Raw genomic sequence first — 16623 nt, forward strand, 5'->3', positions numbered from 1 at the left:
CTTTTGGCAGCCGGTTATCGGCGCGCCCTGGAAGCAGGAATGCCCTGATGGAACTGAATAAAATTATCAAAGAGATTGGGCGCGGTAAGAACCACGCGCGCGATATCGATTTCGACACCGCCGTTGCCCTTTACAGCGCCATGCTGGCGGATGAAGTGCCAGAACTGGAGCTCGGCGGTGTGCTGATCGCCCTGCGTATCAAGGGCGAAGGCGAAGAGGAGATGCGCGGTTTTTACCACGCTATGCAGCAGCAAATGATGCAGTTGCAGCCGCCCGCCAATCGCCCGATGCCAATTGTGATCCCCAGCTACAACGGCGCACGTCGTCAGGGCAATCTCACGCCGCTGTTAGCTTTACTATTAAGCAAACTCGGGTTTCCGGTGTTGCTGCACGGTGTGAGTGACGATCCAACCCGCATCACCACCGAAGCGGTACTGGCAGCGCTGGATATTGCGCCGGCCACCACTGCGCAGCAGGCACAAGCGAAACTGGAGAGCGGTGAGCTGGCGTTTATCACCATCGATCACCTGTGTGCACCGATGGCAAAACAGCTGTCGCTGCGCTGGCGCATGGGCGTGCGTAATAGCGCACATACGCTGGCGAAGCTGGCGACACCGTTTACCGAACGTGCCGCGTTGCGTCTGGCGAGTGTTTCCCATCCGGAATATGTGCCGCGCGTCGGCAAGTTCTTCCAGGATATTGATGCACCCGCCATCCTGCTGAATGGCACCGAAGGTGAAGTGTATGCCAACCCACAACGCTGTCCGGCGATTAACTACATTGGCGGTGCGGGCGCAGAGGCGGAAGTGTGGGTTGAGCGCCAGCCAGAAATCAGCGTGGAACTGCCAGAAAGTAAAAATGCGCAAGACACCGCAGACTGGATCAAACAGGTACTGGCCGGCGAACGTGCCGTGCCGCAGGCGCTGCGTTTACAGCTGGCGTGCTGCTTAGTGGCCACCGGAGAGTCAGCGACGCTGGATGAGGCGGAAACGCGATTGCAGCAAGCTGGGATCTGACGGGTAAATCAATACCCGCAGCCTTGGGTTGCGGGTCAAACGCACAGTCGAGAGAGGATATAAAATCAATCGTGCAATCGTGCAATCGTGCAATCGTGCAATCGTGCAATCGTGCAATCGTGCAATCGTGCATCGAGGGGTTTTGCGGGGTGGATGCATAGCGGGCAGGTAACCGATTCCCTTCAGCTTGAGTCGCGCCGTCGAATCTATTGCTGCCTGATACAATGCCGCTTGAGATTGCTGGTTTTAGAAATCCGCCAGTCAGGCTTTAACCAACATGCCACCTCGATTGATATTCCTGGGTTCCGCGAATCCTGCCAGTCAGGCTTTGACCAGCACGTTCTCCACCAGTTGCTGCCAGAAGCGGATACCAATCGGTATCAGATCATCATTGAAATCATAATGCGCGTTGTGCAATGGGGCGGAGGGGGATGCGCCATCGGCACCGAGCCAGAAGTAAGCACCCGGGCAAGATTCCAGCATACAGGCGAAATCTTCCGAGGCCATGGAAGGATTCACCTGCCAGTGCACCTGCGATTCACCTAACACGCGCTGGGCAACCTCGCGCACCTGTTCCGCTGGACCGGCATGGTTGGCGGTGACGGGATAACCCGGATACCAGTGAATCTCGCCGCTGACGCCAAACGGGCGCGGCAGGGTAGTGACAAAATCTTCAATCAGACTGCGCACGCGGTCACGTACGTCAGTCTGCAAACATCGCACCGTACCACGCAGCACAATCTGCTCGGGAATCACATTGATCGCCTCACCACCGTGGATCTGCGTCACGCTCACCACCGCTGACGCCAGCGGTGACAAACGGCGTGACGGAATGGTTTGCAGCGCCATGATCAGCTCTGCTGCCACCACCATCGGGTCGGCACCGCTCTCCGGCATCGCCGCATGACAGCTTTTGCCGTTGAGGGTGATTTCAAAGGAATCGAGCGAGGCCATCATCGCACCTGGATTCACCGCCAGCGAACCCACCGGCAAACCTGGCCAGTTGTGCATGGCGTACACCGCATCCATTGGGAAACGGGTAAACAAACCTTCTTCCACCATTTTCCGCGCACCGCCAAGATTCTCTTCCGCGGGCTGAAACAGGAAGTGCACCGTGCCTTTGAAGTTGCGCGTCGCGGCCAGTTGGCAGGCCGCCGCGAGCAGAATGGCCGTGTGTCCGTCGTGACCGCAGGCGTGCATCACGCCTGAGCGGGTAGATTTCCACTCCGGCGCGCCTTTTTCGGTAATCGGCAATGCATCCATATCGGCGCGTAAACCAATCACCGGGCCTGGGCCGTTTTCCAGTGTGCCAATCACGCCAGTGCCTGCCAGGCTACGGAACACCTGTAACCCTGCTTCAGCGAGCACATTCGCAACCAGTTCACTGGTTTGTTGCTCCTGGTAACCGAGTTCAGGATGTTGGTGTAACTGACGACGCCAGTTCAGGGCGTTTTCCAGCAGGACGGCAGGCAGGCTCATAAAGTAAGGCTCTCCATCAGCAGCAGTTGCTGCGATTTCTCTGACACGTAACGTGATGTCTCCACTGTAGTGGTAAGCGCAGGGCGGCGTCTATCGTGGAAAGGAATAATTTGGCTATAGGGTATAGCGGAATGGAATATACCCGGCAGCATGCAGCATGCAGCATGCAGCATGCAGCATGTTGCATTTAAGGATTTAAGGATTTAAGGATTTAAGGATTTAAGGATTTGAGGATTTGAGGATTTGAGGATTTGAGGGTTGCGGGTTGAGAGTAGAGAGTAGAGAGTAACGAGGAAATTTGGCGGCTGAACTAAGGTCGCCCGGTTAAGGGCGACTTCAGTTATCACGACAAATTACTTTTGCATCGGCAGGTTCAAGCCATGTTCTTTCGCGCAGTTCTGCGCCAGTTCATAGCCCGCATCCGCGTGACGCATCACGCCGGTTGCCGGGTCATTCCACAGCACACGGCCAAGGCGTGCGTCGGCTTCGGCGGTGCCGTCACAGACAATCACCACGCCGGAGTGCTGCGAGAAGCCCATGCCAACGCCGCCGCCGTGATGCAGGCTAACCCAGGTCGCGCCGCCTGCGGTGTTTAGCAGGGCATTCAGCAGCGGCCAGTCGGAGACGGCATCCGAACCGTCTTTCATCGCTTCAGTTTCACGGTTTGGTGAGGCGACGGAACCACAGTCGAGATGATCGCGGCCGATGACGATAGGCGCTTTCAGTTCACCGTTGCGCACCATTTCGTTGAATGCCAGTGCGGCTTTATGGCGCTCGCCCAGTCCCAGCCAGCAGATGCGCGCTGGCAGTCCCTGGAAGGCAATACGTTCCTGCGCCATGTCGAGCCAGCGGTGCAGGTTCTTGTGCTCCGGGAACAGCTCCTTCAGCTTGGCATCGGTTTTGTAGATATCCTCTGGATCGCCTGACAGCGCCACCCAGCGGAACGGACCTTTGCCTTCGCAGAACAGCGGGCGAATATAGGCGGGTACGAAGCCTGGGAAATCAAAGGCGTTTTTCACGCCTTCATCCAACGCTACCTGACGGATGTTGTTACCGTAATCCACGGTCGGCACGCCCATATGATGGAAGTCGAGCATGGCCTGCACATGCACCGCCATTGACGCGCGGGCGGCTTTTTCGACCGCTTTAGGATTGCTGACGCGCTCGGCCTGCCAGCGATCCAGATCCCAACCCACTGGCAGATAGCCATTGATTGGATCGTGTGCAGAAGTCTGATCGGTGACGATATCCGGCTTCATGCCACCCGCTTTGGCGCGCTTCACCAGCTCCGGCACGATTTCAGCGGCGTTGCCCAGCAGGCCAACGGAAATTGCCTGCTTCGCTTTGGTGGCTTTCTCAATCAGATCCAGCGCTTCGTCTAAGGTATACGCTTTATGGTCAACGTAACGGGTGCGCAGACGGAAATCGATGCGGGATTCCTGGCATTCAATCGCCAGCACGCTGGCACCGGCCAGTACGCCCGCCAGCGGTTGTGCGCCGCCCATGCCGCCCAGGCCTGCTGTCAGGATCCAGCGACCGCTCAGATCGCTGTCATAATGCTGGCGACCGGCTTCGGCGAAGGTCTCAAAGGTGCCCTGCACGATGCCCTGTGCACCGATGTAGATCCAGGAACCGGCGGTCATCTGGCCGTACATCATCAGGCCGGCTTTATCCAGCTCGTGGAAATGATCCCAGTTAGCCCAGTGTGGCACCAGGTTAGAGTTAGCCAGCAGCACGCGAGGTGCATCGGCATGAGTACGGAACACGCCCACTGGTTTACCAGACTGGATCAGCAGGGTTTCTTCAGGCTGCAACGCACGCAGTGAACGCAGAATCTGCTCAAAGCACTCCCAGTTACGCGCGGCTTTACCGATGCCGCCGTATACCACCAGATCTTCAGGGCGCTCGGCCACATCAGGATCGAGGTTGTTCTGGATCATGCGGTAAGCCGCTTCAATCAACCAGTTCGCACAATGCAGTTCGTTACCGCGCGGCGCACGGATTTCACGGGCAACAGCCTGAGATAAAGTTTCGCTCATCATCAATTCCTTAAAGGGAAGGTGAACGCTGGCTTGGCAGCAGCGCAGTCAAAGATTCAGGCCAGGCGTGACTGCTGGCCCACAGACGCATGGATTCGATATCCGGCGCCATTAAACGGTCTTGATCAAGGAAGGCAACGTTCTCGCGGATGCGACTCATCTCTTGTTCCAGCGCAGTCGAGCTTTGCAGTGGACGATGGAAGTCGATGCCTTGCGCCGCAGCCATGGCTTCAATGCCGACCACGGCAGCGGTGTTAAAGCACATATCACCGAGGCGACGCGCGGCGTAGGTGGCCATCGACACGTGATCTTCCTGGTTCGCAGAGGTCGGCAGGCTATCCACGCTACCCGGATGCGCCAGCGATTTGTTTTCAGAAGCCAGTGCGGCAGCGGTGACCTGGGCAATCATAAAGCCAGAGTTGACTCCGCCATCGCGCACCAGGAATGGCGGCAAGCCAGAGAGACCAGTATCCAGCAGCAGCGCCATACGGCGCTCGGAAATGGCGCCGATTTCGGCAATCGCCAATGCGATGATATCGGCGGCAAATGCCACAGGTTCGGCGTGGAAGTTACCGCCCGAAATCACATCACCGCTTTCACTGAACACCAGCGGGTTATCAGAGGCCGCGTTGGCTTCGATTTGCAATACACGCGCCGCATGGCTGAGGTTGTCTAAACACGCGCCCATCACCTGCGGAACGCAGCGAATCGAGTAGGGATCCTGCACGCGACCACAATTGGTATGTGAGCTGAGGATTTCACTGCCTTCCAGTAAGGAAGAAACGGCAGCGGCCACCGCGATTTGCCCGTGCTGACCGCGCGCCTGATGAATACGTGCATCGAAAGGTTTTACCGAGCCTTTGATCGCTTCCAGTGACAGCGCGCCGGCCATCAGCCCTGCGGCGAACAGGTTCTCAGCTTCAAACAGGCCACGCAGTGCCAGGGCGTTGGAAACCTGGGTGCCATTCAGCAGTGCCAGACCCTCCTTCGGTCCCAGCACAATCGGCTGCAGGCCGACGCGTGCCAGCCCTTCGGTGGCAGGAATCAGTTCTCCGTCAACGCGTACCTGGCCTTCGCCCAGCAACATCAGTGACAGATGGGCCAGCGGGGCTAAATCGCCGGATGCGCCAACCGAACCTTTTTCCGGGATGCACGGCATCACACCGGCATTAAACAGCGCCAGCAGCGCTTCGATTAACTGGATACGTACGCCGGAGTGACCGCGTGCCAGGCTGATGATTTTGGTGGCGACCACTAAGCGCGTGACGTTATCGGGCAGTAAGTTGCCCAAACCCACGCTGTGCGACAGCACCAGATTGCGCTGCAACTCTGCCAGACGCTCAGCAGGAATCTGTGTCTGAGCCAGTTTGCCGAAGCCGGTATTGATGCCGTACACCACTTTGCCTGATGCCACGATGGCATCGACGGTTTCATTCGCGCGATCGATGGCCGCACGAGCGTCATCCGCTAACGTGAGCGTCACCTTGCTTTGATAAATCGCCCGCAAGGTCGCGAGGTCCACTTCACCGGGAACGAGGCGAATTTCCTGAACCGAACCTGACATAGTCTACTCCTGTCTATACAAGTGATCGGGTACTACCTGCAAGCCCTGGGTTTGCGATGTGGCATGGGGTAGCACCATTGAATGAGCTGAGTGAAGCATAAGTGTCTAATCTTGTCTATACAAGTAGCAAGGGCTGTGCCAGATTGATTGGATTCTGTGAAATGCGCCGCAATGCGGGATGTGTCATCCAGCCGCAGCCGCATTGCACCGAAACAGGGAGAACGCTGCACTGTTAACGGGCTGTCTGCACAATTGGATGTATATACATTTACGTGCTGAGACAGTAAACTTTGGGCATTATTCGGAAAAGGAACAGGATATGGCGGAGCAAACGGCAATAGCGCAGCTGGCCGCAGCGATGGGCGATGAGCCAGCACCGATTTATCAGCGCGTGAAACAGGCGATCGTCAGCCAGATCCGTGAAGGTCACTGGAAAGCGAATCAGCGCGTACCGTCCGAAAGTGAGCTGGTTAACGAGCTGGGCGTGAGCCGCATGACCATTAACCGCGCGCTGCGTGAACTCACCAGCGAAGGTTTTTTGGTACGCATGCAAGGCGTCGGCACCTTTGTCGCGGAGATGAAGGGTTACACCGCGATGCTGGAAGTGCATAACATCGCCGATGAAATTGCCCAGCGTGGTCATCGCCATAGCTGCAAAATTTTGTCGATTGGGCAGATGAAGGCCGATCCGGAGCAGGCCGCTGTGTTGGGCTTATCCACCGGGCAGACGCTGTATCATTCGTTGATTGTGCACTACGAAAACGATATGCCGGTGCAACTGGAAGATCGTCTGGTCAACCCGCTGGTGGCGCCGGATTACCTCCGTCAGGATTATCATCAACTGACGCCCTACACCTATTTGATGCGTGTGGCGCCGTTGACCGCCGGTGAGCATATTGTGGAAGCGGTCCTGCCCGATTTGCGCCAGCGTAAACATCTGGCGCTGGATGAGCACGAACCCTGCTTGTTGATTCGTCGTCAGACCTGGAGCGACAACAAGATTGTGACTTACGCGCGCCTGCTCTATCCAGGCTCGCGCTATAAGTTACTGGGGCGTTTCAGAGGACACGGCTAAGCACCACAAACAGCAGGCTGGCATCCGAGGTTCGCGGTGCCAGCTGCGTCTCTTCATCCAGCCACCACATTCCCTGATTAACCGTGACGCGTTTGCCGTCCGTACTCTGCCATTCGCCGGATAATACCCAAGCGACACCGTGTTGGCTGGTAGCGGCGTGTTGCACGATCTCCACCTGCGCCTGCCAGCTGTCGCGGCGCGTCATGATATTGAAATCCTGACAGCTGCCGCTGATCTGTGCCTCAATCGACCATTCCCCGGGAAATGCCCACGGCTGACGCGGCAACAACGCGTGTTCGACGTTCTCGCTGCGCAGCACCACGCTATCGCCATTCAGCAGCGTAATCACACGATCGATACCGGGGAACGGCGAGAAAGGTCCGTCAGCATCGATGGTGGCAATACTGGCGCGCCAGCCAAACTCTGCCTCACCGGGCGGAAAGCTGACGATTTCACGCGTTTCGCCGCCGCCGTTGCGCCAGCGGCTCACGGGCAGCTGGCTGTAGTCGAAATACGTTCTCATTGCAGTGCACTCATGGCCTGGGCGAAGCGCGCGGCTGCGGCCTCTTCGGCGGGATGATGGCCTTCGCTGATCACCTGATTACCGGCAACAAACACATCGCGGATCTGGCTCTGGCTACCGCCAAACAGCCAGCGGTTAAGAAGTGATGCTGAATTTACGCTGCTCAGGAAGGCATCGTTTTCCAGCACCAGCCAGTCGGCGCGTTTGCCCACCGCCAGTTCACCGGTGTTGATCGCGCACGCCTGCGCACCGCCTTGTGCCGCCTGCTGCCACAGCAGATCGCCCACAGAAGGCTGATGGGGCAGGGTGATTCGGTTGCGACGACGATCGCGCAGGCGCTGACCGTACTCCAGCCAGCGGAGCTCCTCCAGCGCGCTGAGCGATACATGGCTGTCCGAGCCAATGCCCCAGCGTCCACCCTGGGCAATATATTCTACCGCCGGGAAGATGCCGTCGCCGAGATTGGCTTCGGTGGTCGGACAGAGTCCGGCAATCGCACCGCTGGCCGCCATGCGGTGGATTTCGCTGTCGTCCAGATGGGTGGCATGAATCAGGCACCAGCGCTGATCTACTTCGAAGCGATTATACAGCCAGGCAACCGGACGCTCGCCGCTCCACGCCAGGCTGTCATTGACCTCTTTTTCCTGCTCGGCCACATGAATATGTACCGGCACATCAGCAGCGCCAGCGGCCAGCACTTCACGCATCTGAGCTTCACTCACCGCGCGCAGCGAGTGGAAACAGATGCCATGATTAAGCAGCGGCTTATTGGCGCTCCATTGCGCAACGCGTTGCTGTTGCTGCAGATAAGCCTCCGTTTGCTGGATAAAACGGCGCTGGCCGTCGCTGGCCGGTTGCGATCCAAATCCGCTGTAGCTATAGAGCACCGGCAGCAGCGTCTGACCGATCCCGGCCGTCTCGGCGGCGGCAATCAGGTTGAGCAGCATCGCGTCATCGGCATAGGGTTTGCCCTGCGCATCGTGGTGCAAGTAGTGGAATTCCGCCACCTGGCTATAGCCGCCTTTCAGCATATCGATATAGAGATGGGTGGCGATATCGCCGACCTGCTCCGGCGACAGGCGCTGCACCATGCGGTACATCAGATCGCGCCAGGTCCAGAAACTGTCTTGCGGATCGCCCGCCACTTCCGCCAGCCCGGCCATGGCACGCTGGAAGGCGTGCGAATGCAGGTTAGCGATAGCGGGGATCACCGGGCCAGCAAGGCGAGTGGCGCTGCCTGGTGTGCTGCTGGGGGTAAGTTCAGCAATCTGTCCGGATGCGTCAGTGGTAATCAATACGTCTTCATGCCAGCCGTCGGCCAGCAGCGCGCGTGGGGCAAAAAAAACGGCCATGGTTGATCCTTAAGGGCGGAAAGTTGTATATACATATACATACTTTGAGACGCACTGTAAATCGTCAGACGTGAAGGGGAGTGGGATGGCAGAAGCGAAGCAGATCGACAGCCTGTGGCTGGGGGCCGATATCGTCACCATGCGAGACGGGCACTATAACCTGATTGCCGACGGCGCACTGGCGGTGGATAACGGCGAGCTGATTTGGGTAGGACCGCGCAGTGAACTGCCGGATTTTGCCCCGCGTACGCAGCAGCAATTTGACGGTGGCATCATCACGCCAGGTTTAGTGGATTGCCATACGCATCTGGTGTTTGGCGGCGATCGCAGCCAGGAGTTCGAGCAGCGTCTGAACGGCGTCAGCTATGCCGAGATCGCGGCGCAAGGCGGCGGTATTCTCTCCACGGTGCGTGCTACGCGCGCGGCATCACAGCAGGAGTTGGTGGCAAGCGCGCGCTGGCGTCTGGATCGATTGCTGGCAGAAGGCGTCACTACAGTGGAGATTAAATCGGGTTATGGCCTCGATGAAACCAGCGAGCTAACCATGCTGCGCGCCATCCGCGAATTGGCGGAAACGGTGCCCGCCGATGTGCTCTCCACCTGCCTGGCCGCGCACGGCTTCCCCCCCGAGTTTAAAGAAAATCCACAAGGCTGGATCGATATCATCTGCAATCGCCTGTTACCACAGGTGAAGGCGGAAGGGCTGGCGGATGCCGTCGATGCCTTCTGCGAACATCTGGCCTTCTCCCCTGAGCAGGTTAGCGCGGTGTTTGATCAAGCCAAAGCGCTGGGGATGCCGGTTAAACTGCACGCTGAACAGCTTTCTGCACTGGGCGGTGCCACGCTGGCAGCTGAATACGGCGCCTTGTCAGCCGATCATCTTGAATACGCCACCGAAGCCGATGCGCAAGCGATGGCGCAGCACGGCACCGTTGCGGTGTTGCTGCCGGGCGCGTTCTATCTACTGCGCGAGACGCAACGCCCGCCGGTGGATCTGTTCCGCAAACACGGCGTGCCAATGGCGCTGGCCAGCGATGCCAATCCGGGGACTTCCCCGGCGCTGTCGCTGCGTCTGATGTTGAATATGGGCTGTACGCTGTTTGGCATGACGCCGGAAGAAGCGCTGGCGGGCGTGACCTTATGGGGCGCGAAAGCGCTGGGATTACAGCATTCGCACGGTTCGCTTGAGGCCGGCAAGGTGGCAAACTTTGTGCACTGGCCGCTGGCGCGTCCGGCAGAACTGGTTTACTGGTTGGGCGGCGAATTGCCGTGCCAGGTTATCTATCGTGGAGAAGCGCAATGACACCTTTTCATTTCACCGCCGGTAAGCTGCCGCTGCTGGTCAGCATCCCGCATGCGGGTACTCAGTTAACGCCTGAAGTGGATGCAGGATTGAGCGACGCGGCTCGCGGCCTGCCGGATACCGACTGGCACATTCCGCTGTTGTACGATTTTGTGCGCGATTTAGGGGCCAGCGTGCTGATTGGCCACTACTCACGTTTTGTCATCGACCTGAATCGTCCGCCGGATAACCAGCCGCTGTACACCACCGCTACCACCGGACTCTATCCTGAGACGCTGTTTGACGGCACGCCGACCTTCGCCGAGGGTAAAACCCCCAGCGCCGCCGCGCGACAGGGTTATCTCGATAATATCTGGCAGCCCTATCACCAGCAGATCCAGCAAGAGCTGGCGCGACTGAAAGCGGAACACGGTTATGCGTTGCTGTTTGACGCCCATTCAATTGCTTCGGTGATTCCACGCTTGTTCGACGGCCAGTTGCCGGATATCAACATTGGCACCAACAGCGGTGAGAGTTGCTCGGAGGCGGTGATCGAAGCGATCAAAGAGGTTTGTGCCGCACAAAGCGATTACAGCTGGGTGGTTAACGGCCGTTTCAAAGGTGGTTATATCACGCGTGCTTACGGTCAGCCGCAGCAGGGCGTACAGGCCGTACAGCTCGAGCTGGCACAGCTTAATTACATGGATGAAACCCCGCCGTTTGCCTGGCAACAGGATCGCGCGTCACAGCTGCAAAAAGTGTTAAAACCGATGATGCAGGCTTATTTACAGGCTGGAAAACCTCTCTAATCGCCCGAGTCGTCATGCCCGCCAGGGCAAATTTTTTACCAGGCAGTCACCTTTGAAAGGTGGCTGCCTTTTTTATTGGTAGGGAAGTGCGGGCTCAGACAACGCACCAGACCCATCTCGTTCCCTCTCAAACTCCGTTATCCCCATAAAAGTGCAATCGCGCCCCAAAAATGTGCATCAATACGTCCGTGCCGTGACCATTCCCTGATTCCACCGCCTCTGCCGATTTGGCACACTGCTTGCTAGGTTGTATGTACAAGTAAAGACCACGTGGTAATTATCACTTTTTATTCTGGCTGGCTCACAAAAAGCTTATGCCGACAATGATCTGCCGCAAGCTAACTTGTATATACATGAAATGTCATCTGCGCTGTATCAGCTAACAGAGACAGCCAATTCGATTAATGACCAGGAGAAGCCGCATGACGCACCGTGCCCCGATTCGCCGTTTTTGCCTCACGACCCTGTTTGCCAGCCTGATGATCAGCGGTGTTGCTGTACAGGCCAAAGAGTGGAAATCGATCACCATCGCTACCGAAGGCAGCTATGAACCCTGGAACCTGACGCTGCCGGGCGGCAAGTTAGGCGGCTTTGAACCTGAACTGATGGAAGACTTGTGTAAGCGCATGGGCATCCAGTGCAAGCTGGTGGTGCAAAACTGGGACGGCATGATCGCCGGACTGAATGCTGGCAAATATGACGTGATCATGGATGCGATCGTCATCACGCCGGATCGCAAAAAAGTGGTCAATTTCACCGTGCCTTACGCGTCGACTCCCGCCACCTTTATCACCACCAAAGACAGTCCGCTGATGCCGGCCGATCACAACATCATCAAGCTGCATGACGATGAGAAAGAGATCAACACCGCGATTGCGCCACTGAAAGCGGCGTTAAAAGGCAAAACGATTGGTATCGCGTCCGGCACGGTTTACACGCCCTTTATTGATAAGTACTTCAAAGATGTCGCCGACGTGCGCGAATACACTTCCTCAGCAGATGCGATTCTCGATCTTCAGGCGGGGCGTATTGATGCAGTATTCGACGATGTGACCTTCGCGCAATCGATGCTGGCGCGCAAAGAGAACAGCAACCTGACCTTCAGTGGCCCGCAGTTGGGTGGCCCGATTTGGGGTGAGGGCGAGGCGATGGGCGTGCGCATGGCTGACAACGATCTGAAAGCCAAACTCGACGAGGCTATCAAGGCCGCGCTGGCCGATGGCACCGTGAAAAAGCTGAGTGAGAAGTGGTTTAAAACTGACGTAACCCCGTAAGTGAGGTGAAAGATGATGAGCCTGCTGAGTTTTGGTGCTGATGGCTGGGGCCGCCTGATTTTGGGGGCTGCCTTCACCACGCTGCTGCTGTCACTGGCGGCGTTGATGATTGGCGCGGTGGTCGGTTCCGGCGTGGCGGCAGCGAAACTGTCGCCGCAGCGCTGGGTTCGCTGGTTGGGTGAAGCCTATTCCACGGTGTTTCGCGGCATCCCGGAACTGCTGGTGATCTACCTGTTCTATTTTGGCGGATCGGGCTTGATCACCCTCGTCGGACAGATGTTCGGTGCAGATGGTTTTATCGAAGCGCCGCCGTTCCTGATTGGTGCACTGGCTATCGGGCTCATCTCTGGATCCTATCAAGGTGAGGTGTATCGCGCGGCGCGTCTGGCGCTGGCGAAAGGTGAAGTGGAAGCGGCAGTCGCGATCGGCATGCCGCGCTGGCGTATTGCCCAGCGCATTTTGCTGCCGCAGATTGTGCGCTATGCGCTGCCGGGCATGTCGAATGTCTGGCAGATGAGCCTGAAAGATTCGGCGCTGGTGTCGGTGACCGGCATCGTCGAGCTGATGCGCGCCAGCCAGGTGGCGGCGGGATCCACGCGCGATTACTTCACTTTCTATCTGATTGGCGGTGGCTGCTATCTGGTGCTGACGCTGCTGTCTAATCATGCGTTCCGCCGGGCAGAGTCTCGCCTTGGACGCGCGTGGCAAAGTCGCACTGCGGCACAGCATTAAGGAGCAGCAGTATGATTGACTTCGCCTTTCTGACCGATACCTTTCTCAAGCTGAGCGCCGCGCTGCCGGTGACGCTCGGCCTGTTTATCAGTGCCTTTCTCTGCGGTGGCATTTTCGCTATCGGCATTCTGTCACTGCGCATGAGCCGCTGGCGGGTGCTGAGCGGCTTTGCGCGCGGCTACATTCTGGTGTTTCGCGGCTCACCGCTGCTGATCCAGCTGTTCCTGATCTATTACGGATTGGGGCAGTTTGGCGTGATCCGCCATAGTTTTGTCTGGCCGTTCCTGCGCGAGCCCTTTACCTGCGCGGTATTGGCATTGTCGCTGTGCACCGCGGCTTATACCGCTGAAATCCTGCGTGGTGCCCTACTGGCGGTGCCACCCGGACAGGTCGAAGCCGGGCTGGCTTGCGGCATGTCTCGCTGGCTGCTGCTGCGCCGCATCATCGCACCCATCATGTTGCGTTATGCACTGCCCGCGTATTCCACCGAAGCGATCCTGCTGGTGAAGTCCACGGCGCTGGCCAGTCTGGTCACCGTGTGGGATGTCACTGGTGTGGCGCAGCAGATCATTCAGCGTACCTATCGCACCATGGAAGTGTTTATCTGCGCCGCCGCCATTTATCTGATCCTCAACTTTATTATCGTCCAGCTTTACGCGTTGTTAGAACGCCGTTTAACCCCGGTGCATCGCGTTGAAAAAAAGCCGTTACCCGCCGTTAAACCGCTTGCCGGAGAGTGATATGCAATCCACATCCCCCGTAACCTTAAGCGCCACCGATATCCATAAATCCTTTGGCGCAATGGAAGTACTGAAAGGCATTTCGCTGCAGGCGCATCAAGGCGATGTTATCTCAATTCTCGGCGCCAGCGGCTCGGGTAAAAGTACCTTATTGCGCTGTATCAACCTGCTGGAAACGCCGGATGCTGGCGTGGTGAGCGTCGGTGGTGAAACCATTGAGATGAAGCGCCATGCGCGTGGTCATCAGCTGGCGGCCAATCCCAAACAGATTGAGCGCCTGCGTTCGCGTCTGGGCATGGTGTTCCAGAGTTTTAACCTGTGGTCGCATATGACGGTGCTGCAAAACGTGATTGAAGGGCCGCACTATGTTCTGAAGCGCGATAAGAAAAGCTGCATTGCCCAGGCGGAGCAGTTGCTGGATCGCGTTGGCCTGTTGAATCGCAAAGATTTTTATCCGGCACAGCTTTCCGGCGGCCAGCAGCAGCGTGTGGCGATTGCCCGCGCGCTGGCGATGGACCCGGAAGTGATGCTGTTTGATGAGCCAACCTCAGCACTTGATCCCGAGCTGGTGGGCGAAGTATTGAAAGTAATGCGCAGCCTGGCGGAAGAGGGGCGCACCATGTTGGTGGTGACGCACGAAATGGGCTTTGCGCGTAACGTTTCCAACCGGGTGGTGTTTATGCATCAGGGGACCATTGATTGTCAGGGGACGCCGGAAGAGATGTTTGGCGCACAAGGCTCGCAGCGCTTTAAGCAGTTTATCTCCAGCCATCAGAGCCATCACACGGAGCAACCAGCATGACATTAGTGTGGGGCGATGAAACGCTTTCCTGGCAGGATGTGGTGCAGGTGGCACGGCACAATGCCGAACTGACGTTAAGCGCCAGCGCCTGGCAGCGTATTGCTCAGGGGCGTGAGATTGTCGAGCAGATTGTGGCCAGCGGGCATATCGCTTATGGCATCAATACCGGTCTGGGGGCGCTGTGCAATATCACTTTGCCGGAAGAGCAGCTCAGCCAGTTGTCACGTAATACGCTATTGAGTCACGCTTGTGGCGTGGGCCCATTACTGGCGCGTGAACAGGTGCGTGCCATTCTGTGTGCGGCGATTGCGAACTATAGCCATGGCAAATCGGGCGTCTCCGTGGCACTGGTGCAGCATTTGCTGGCGCTGCTGAATCATCAGATTACGCCGCAGGTGCCGTCGCAAGGTTCAGTGGGCTATCTCAGCCATATGGCGCATATCGGACTCGCGCTAATTGGCATGGGCGATGTTGAGTATCAGCAACAGATCGTGTCTGCAGAGCAAGCGCTGGCGCAGGCTGGATTAACGCCTTATCGACCTGGCGCGAAAGAGGGTTTGAGCCTGGTGAACGGCACGCCGTGCATGACCGGGTTGTCGTGTCTGGCGCTGGATGATGCGGCGCGGCTGTTGGATTGGGCTGACGTGACTGGCGCGATGAGTTTTGAGGCGCTGCGCGGGCAGTTAGTGGCGTTTGATGCCGAAGTGATTGCGCTGAAAGCCAGTCCTGGCATGCAAGTGAGTGGCCTGCGTTTGCGTCAGTTGCTGAGCGACAGCCCGCTGCTGGCTAAAAGCGTGGGTGTGCGCACCCAGGATGCACTGAGTTTGCGTTCGATGCCACAGGTACACGGTGCCAGCCGCGATCAGTTTGATCACGCGGCGCGACAGGTGAATACCGAGTTGAATGCCTGTACCGATAATCCGTTGATACTCGGCAACGTGGATAACTGGCGTGTGGTGTCGCAGGCCAATCCGCACGGTGAATCGGTGGCGATGGCGGCTGATGTGTTGGCCATTGCCATGGCGGAGGTTGGCAGCATTGCGGAGCGACGTCTGGATCGTTTAGTGAATCCACAGGTCAGCGGTTTACCGGCGTTCCTGGTGGCGCAGCCGGGCGTGAATTCCGGCATGATGATTGCGCAGTACGTGGCGGCGTCGTTGTGTGCGGAGAACCGTCAGTTGGCGCAACCGGCGGTGCTGGATAATTACGTGACCTCGGGTTTGCAGGAGGATCATCTTAGCTTAGGTACGGGAGCTGCATTGAAACTGCTGAAGCTGGTGGGGAATGTGTGGCAGATTCTGGCGATTGAGTACCTGCTGGCGGCGCAGGCGCTGGATTTCCATGGCGAGGCGGAGTTGGCGGAAGGGACGAAACAGGCGTTGCGCCGTTTGCGGGCAGAGGTGGCGAACTGGCAGGAAGATCGCTGGCTGGCACCGGAAATTGCCCGGGCGGTTGAGGTGATGAAGAACGGTGTTTGCTGAGTGTTCATAAGTGATGCCGAACTGCTTAACTGCTTAACTGCTTAACTGCTTAACTGCTTAACTGCTTAACTGCTTAACTGCTTAACTGCTTAATGCGTGTGGGTGCGGGCCGTAGCACCTCTGCTGCTGCCGGGCAGTCCTCGCGCCGCTGGCGCGGTGCCCTCGGCTTCCACGTCGTGCCGACGGAACGTTCGGGGATCGACCATCCCTGGTCGGCCCCGAACTGATCCACGCATCCCTGCGTGGATCTCCTGGCCCAACGTAAAAGCCTCAGCGCTGCGGATGGCCCTTGCAGCATCAGAGGTGCTACGGCCTCAAATATTGTGCCGCTTTCAACAGCATTCACTTGAGCTCATCAGCAGATTGTAAAATTTGGGTCATCCCTGCGTGGATCTCCTGGCCCAACGTAAAAGCCTCAGCGCTGCGGATAGCCCTTGCAGCATCAGAGGTGCTAC

General features: G+C 57.7%; 14 protein-coding genes. 9 read left to right on the forward strand and 5 right to left on the reverse strand.

The features are described from left to right. Positions 1 to 47: 47 nt before the first annotated feature. A complete protein-coding gene (gene ybiB, locus QMZ65_RS21460; protein WP_097117305.1) occupies positions 48 to 1016 on the forward strand; it encodes a DNA-binding protein YbiB in 969 nt (322 codons plus the stop codon). Between the two features lie 321 nt (positions 1017 to 1337). Here the strand turns inward: ybiB and QMZ65_RS21465 are convergent, their stop codons facing one another. From QMZ65_RS21465 to hutH, 3 genes are all read right to left on the reverse strand, one after another. Further along, positions 1338 to 2495, reverse strand: coding sequence for a M20 aminoacylase family protein (locus QMZ65_RS21465; RefSeq protein ID WP_097117303.1), 1158 nt, complete (start codon positions 2493 to 2495; stop codon positions 1338 to 1340). A gap of 353 nt (positions 2496 to 2848) precedes the next feature. Beyond that, the gene (gene hutU, locus QMZ65_RS21470) at positions 2849 to 4534 is read right to left on the reverse strand and encodes a urocanate hydratase (RefSeq protein WP_166933147.1); all 1686 of its coding nucleotides are present in this window, start codon (positions 4532 to 4534) and stop codon (positions 2849 to 2851) included. 10 nt (positions 4535 to 4544) lie between these two features. Continuing rightward, positions 4545 to 6098, reverse strand: a complete 1554-nt coding sequence (gene hutH, locus QMZ65_RS21475; RefSeq protein WP_283216648.1) for a histidine ammonia-lyase — start codon at positions 6096 to 6098, stop codon at positions 4545 to 4547. 319 nt (positions 6099 to 6417) lie between these two features. Here hutH and hutC point away from each other — a divergent pair, with 319 nt between their 5' ends. Further along, positions 6418 to 7173, forward strand: coding sequence for a histidine utilization transcriptional repressor HutC (hutC, locus tag QMZ65_RS21480; protein ID WP_283216649.1), 756 nt, complete (start codon positions 6418 to 6420; stop codon positions 7171 to 7173). On the opposite strand, the gene QMZ65_RS21485 is transcribed toward hutC, so the two are convergent. Then, the gene (locus tag QMZ65_RS21485; protein ID WP_283216650.1) at positions 7157 to 7696 is read right to left on the reverse strand and encodes a HutD/Ves family protein; all 540 of its coding nucleotides are present in this window, start codon (positions 7694 to 7696) and stop codon (positions 7157 to 7159) included. The two genes, hutC and QMZ65_RS21485, sit on opposite strands and share 17 nt — an antisense overlap. After that, positions 7693 to 9048, reverse strand: coding sequence for a formimidoylglutamate deiminase (locus QMZ65_RS21490; protein ID WP_283216651.1), 1356 nt, complete (start codon positions 9046 to 9048; stop codon positions 7693 to 7695). Before QMZ65_RS21490 ends, QMZ65_RS21485 begins: the two co-directional genes overlap by 4 nt. A gap of 85 nt (positions 9049 to 9133) precedes the next feature. Between QMZ65_RS21490 and hutI the strand changes: the two genes are divergently transcribed. From hutI to QMZ65_RS21525, 7 genes are all read left to right on the forward strand, one after another. Beyond that, complete coding sequence (gene hutI, locus QMZ65_RS21495; protein ID WP_211728141.1) at positions 9134 to 10351, forward strand: imidazolonepropionase; 1218 nt, start codon at positions 9134 to 9136, stop codon at positions 10349 to 10351. After that, positions 10348 to 11139, forward strand: coding sequence for an N-formylglutamate deformylase (hutG, locus tag QMZ65_RS21500; protein ID WP_097117296.1), 792 nt, complete (start codon positions 10348 to 10350; stop codon positions 11137 to 11139). The genes hutI and hutG overlap by 4 nt, the downstream gene beginning before the upstream one ends. A 422-nt stretch (positions 11140 to 11561) precedes the next feature. After that, positions 11562 to 12413, forward strand: a complete 852-nt coding sequence (locus tag QMZ65_RS21505; RefSeq protein ID WP_034820928.1) for a transporter substrate-binding domain-containing protein — start codon at positions 11562 to 11564, stop codon at positions 12411 to 12413. A 12-nt stretch (positions 12414 to 12425) separates the two neighbouring features. After that, positions 12426 to 13145, forward strand: coding sequence for an ABC transporter permease (locus QMZ65_RS21510; protein WP_034820926.1), 720 nt, complete (start codon positions 12426 to 12428; stop codon positions 13143 to 13145). A gap of 11 nt (positions 13146 to 13156) precedes the next feature. Next, entirely contained in the window at positions 13157 to 13885 is a 729-nt protein-coding gene (locus QMZ65_RS21515) for an ABC transporter permease (protein ID WP_160834666.1), read from the forward strand. Between the two features lies 1 nt (position 13886). Continuing rightward, entirely contained in the window at positions 13887 to 14687 is an 801-nt protein-coding gene (locus QMZ65_RS21520) for an ABC transporter ATP-binding protein (protein WP_034820922.1), read from the forward strand. Next, positions 14684 to 16168 (forward strand): HAL/PAL/TAL family ammonia-lyase, encoded by a 1485-nt coding sequence (locus QMZ65_RS21525; RefSeq protein ID WP_283216652.1) that lies wholly within the window; start codon positions 14684 to 14686, stop codon positions 16166 to 16168. Before QMZ65_RS21520 ends, QMZ65_RS21525 begins: the two co-directional genes overlap by 4 nt. Positions 16169 to 16623: the final 455 nt, after the last annotated feature.

Origin of the sequence: Pantoea sp. EABMAA-21, from assembly GCF_030053335.1 — a bacterium.
In the GTDB taxonomy this organism is placed as follows: domain Bacteria; phylum Pseudomonadota; class Gammaproteobacteria; order Enterobacterales; family Enterobacteriaceae; genus Pantoea; species Pantoea communis.

Coding starts and splice junctions, on each gene's coding strand:
- ybiB (WP_097117305.1), top strand. CDS start 48: ATGGAACTGAATAAAATTATCAAAGAGATTGGGCGCGGTAAGAACCAC.
- QMZ65_RS21465 (WP_097117303.1), bottom strand. CDS start 2,495: ATGAGCCTGCCTGCCGTCCTGCTGGAAAACGCCCTGAACTGGCGTCGT.
- hutU (WP_166933147.1), bottom strand. CDS start 4,534: ATGAGCGAAACTTTATCTCAGGCTGTTGCCCGTGAAATCCGTGCGCCG.
- hutH (WP_283216648.1), bottom strand. CDS start 6,098: ATGTCAGGTTCGGTTCAGGAAATTCGCCTCGTTCCCGGTGAAGTGGAC.
- hutC (WP_283216649.1), top strand. CDS start 6,418: ATGGCGGAGCAAACGGCAATAGCGCAGCTGGCCGCAGCGATGGGCGAT.
- QMZ65_RS21485 (WP_283216650.1), bottom strand. CDS start 7,696: ATGAGAACGTATTTCGACTACAGCCAGCTGCCCGTGAGCCGCTGGCGC.
- QMZ65_RS21490 (WP_283216651.1), bottom strand. CDS start 9,048: ATGGCCGTTTTTTTTGCCCCACGCGCGCTGCTGGCCGACGGCTGGCAT.
- hutI (WP_211728141.1), top strand. CDS start 9,134: ATGGCAGAAGCGAAGCAGATCGACAGCCTGTGGCTGGGGGCCGATATC.
- hutG (WP_097117296.1), top strand. CDS start 10,348: ATGACACCTTTTCATTTCACCGCCGGTAAGCTGCCGCTGCTGGTCAGC.
- QMZ65_RS21505 (WP_034820928.1), top strand. CDS start 11,562: ATGACGCACCGTGCCCCGATTCGCCGTTTTTGCCTCACGACCCTGTTT.
- QMZ65_RS21510 (WP_034820926.1), top strand. CDS start 12,426: ATGATGAGCCTGCTGAGTTTTGGTGCTGATGGCTGGGGCCGCCTGATT.
- QMZ65_RS21515 (WP_160834666.1), top strand. CDS start 13,157: ATGATTGACTTCGCCTTTCTGACCGATACCTTTCTCAAGCTGAGCGCC.
- QMZ65_RS21520 (WP_034820922.1), top strand. CDS start 13,887: ATGCAATCCACATCCCCCGTAACCTTAAGCGCCACCGATATCCATAAA.
- QMZ65_RS21525 (WP_283216652.1), top strand. CDS start 14,684: ATGACATTAGTGTGGGGCGATGAAACGCTTTCCTGGCAGGATGTGGTG.